Source organism: Actinomadura spongiicola, from assembly GCF_003432485.1.
Taxonomy (GTDB): Bacteria; Actinomycetota; Actinomycetes; order Streptosporangiales; family Streptosporangiaceae; genus Spirillospora; species Spirillospora spongiicola.
Window position 1 is genome coordinate 1 of sequence record NZ_QVNQ01000025.1, and the last position, 2,394, is coordinate 2,394.

The window sequence follows — 2,394 nt, forward strand, 5'->3', positions numbered from 1 at the left end:
CGGTGTCGATGAAGATGATGCGGGCGTCGGGGTATTTGGTGTCGGTGTCGTCCCACATGTAGAAGTCGCCGTAGGGGCCGTCGGGGTCGGTGCGGGAGGCCTGGAACCAGGGGTGCTGGTCGGAGGTATGGTTCATCACCAGATCCGCGATCACCCTGATGCCGCGGGCATGGGCTTGGTCGATCAATTCGACGAAGTCGCCGAGTTCCCCGAATTCGGGCAGGATCTGCGTGTAGTCGGCGATGTCGTACCCGCCGTCGCGGAGTGGTGACTGGTAGATGGGCAGCAGCCAGAGGCAGTCGATGCCGAGCCATTGCAGATGGTCGAGCTTGGAGATCAGACCGCGCAGGTCGCCGTAACCGTCGTTGTTGGAGTCGGCGAAACCGCGGACCGACACCTCGTAGAACACCGCGGTCTTGAACCAGTGCGGATCACGCGGCGTCTCCGGACGGAACGCGTCCGGGACCGTCCGCGTGACCGTGCCGGACGCCCCGCTCTCCGGTGACTCGATCTCCGGCGCGGTGACCCGGTCCGACGTGCTGCGGGTGGAGTTCGGCGGCTGGACGTGCATGGGTCACCCCGGTGAGTTGGAGACATCTAGATCAGCAATTCCCGCCGCCCGGCGCAGAGACGTCCGCGACAGGCAACCATCCGTAAAAATCTCAGCACCATCCGTGACCGCCGCCCCGGTTTCGGGACCGGGGGGACCCGGCGGGTCGGGCGGGCCGGATCCCTGCCCGGGGTAGATCGCGCCGTGCCCGGCTCGTCCGGGCGCCGCCCCCTCCCGGCGCGAGGGTCATCGACCGGTCGCCGCCGGGTATGGCGCCGGAAAGGGAGCGCAAAGAAAACGTAGAAATCCGGCCCGGTCATTGGTTTCCGCCATCCCGAAAACTTGCCGCGCGGCGGTTGTGTCGTGTCCGGGTTTTTAGCTTCGTCGCTTTTTCTGTCGGATGTCCCGGGTAGGCCATTTCCAAGCTCAGAACCCGTCGCACCGGCGGGTTCTGATCAGTTCGGACGGAAAGCGTCCGTCCAGAAGCGATCGGAGGGACAGTGGAGCGCTGGGAGATGTCGCCATCGGTCGTACCAACGCGCGACGAGCTCGTGGCGCGGCTGCGGGCTCGCTTCGCCGATGTTCCGGCGGAGCACGTGCGCCGCTGCGTGGACGACCTGTGGTGCTGCTGCGCCCATCTGGGGGTTCGGCCCGAGGAGCGGATGATCGAACGCCTCGCGGCGTCCCGCCTGACGGGCGTCGTGCGCGGAGGCCGCCCGCCCTACCCGGACGAGAACGAACCTCCGGACGGACGGTCCTCGTCGAGACCGCCCGGATCCCACGCCACCGTCCTGTCCGCCCCGCCCAGGCCCACCCGCCCGGTCGTGAGAACCCCGGTCGGGATGTGACCCCATGAAGGACACCACGGTGCCAGGCCTCAACGTCGAGACCCGGCAGGGGTTCATCGTGCTGACCCTGCCCCCGCAGATCAGCTGGCAGAACTACGCGGGGATCCGGGAGGGGGTGAGCAAGGCCCTGTCCCTGGCGGGAACCCGCACCGCGGTCGTCATCGACTTCGGTGACGCGGTGCTCCTGGACGCGGCCGGCCTGGTCCTGCTGGCCCGCGCGGAGACCCGGGCGCAACTGCTCGGCTGCGCGCTGCGGGCCGTCGTGCCCGCCGAGTCCGCGCCGGTACGGCGGGCCCTGCACCTCACCGGCCTGGCGGGGCTCGTTCCGGTCTTCCCGGACCTCGCGTCGGCGACGGCCACGCCCGTTCCGGACGCCGCGACGGGCGACGTGGACACCACACATGTGCTGGACGCCATCCGGGCCCTGCATCCGGGCGACGGCGGCCTCGCGCCGGACCCGCCCGCACCGTCCGAACTCATGATCACCACGACGGCGGCGGGGGACGGCGACCACACCGTCGTCCACCTGTCCGGCATGCTCGACGAGTCGACGGTGCCGCGCCTCGGCGAGACCCTCACCACTCTGGTCGAGGGTGACCGGCGCCACCTCATGGTCCGGATGCACGACCGGCTCGGCGTCCGCTGCGACCCGCTGCCGATCCTGCTCGGCATCCGCTGGCGCGTCGCCGCCGACGGCGGCTGCCTGGCGCTGCCCGCGCTGCCCGCCAGACTCCGCGAGATCATCGACCGCGAAGGTCTCGGCTCCGTCTTCACCGGCTGCCGCTCTCTAGAGGAACGCCTGGTAGGCGTCGAGGCCTTCTGACCCGGTCGTCGCCACCGACCCGCACACCTTCGTCTTCCCGTTCGATCGTGAAGATGTGTGCGGGTCGGGTGTGTGGGTCGAGGTGGACGTAGTTGGTGGCGGTCCAGGTGTAGGTGGTGCCGTCGAGTTGGTCGGTGACGGTGTAGGGGTGGTGGGGGTGGTTGGGGAGGCCG

General features: G+C 69.5%; 4 protein-coding genes. 2 read left to right on the forward strand and 2 right to left on the reverse strand.

Features of this window, described 5'->3' with window-relative positions:
* Positions 1 to 571 (reverse strand): alpha-amylase family glycosyl hydrolase (locus D0T12_RS34630; RefSeq protein WP_267900437.1); only part of this gene is annotated, 571 nt, incomplete at its 3' end.
* Positions 572 to 1,065: 494 nt separating this feature from the next.
* On the opposite strand from D0T12_RS34630, the gene D0T12_RS34635 reads away from it, so the two are divergent.
* Positions 1,066 to 1,398, forward strand: a complete 333-nt coding sequence (locus D0T12_RS34635; RefSeq protein WP_147339750.1) for a three-helix bundle dimerization domain-containing protein — start codon at positions 1,066 to 1,068, stop codon at positions 1,396 to 1,398.
* Positions 1,399 to 1,402: 4 nt separating this feature from the next.
* A complete protein-coding gene (locus tag D0T12_RS34640; protein ID WP_117405316.1) occupies positions 1,403 to 2,221 on the forward strand; it encodes an STAS domain-containing protein in 819 nt (272 codons plus the stop codon).
* On the opposite strand, the gene D0T12_RS36925 is transcribed toward D0T12_RS34640, so the two are convergent.
* The coding region (locus tag D0T12_RS36925) for a hypothetical protein (RefSeq protein WP_233526477.1) at positions 2,169 to 2,394 on the reverse strand (226 nt) is incomplete at its 5' end. The genes D0T12_RS34640 and D0T12_RS36925 overlap by 53 nt on opposite strands.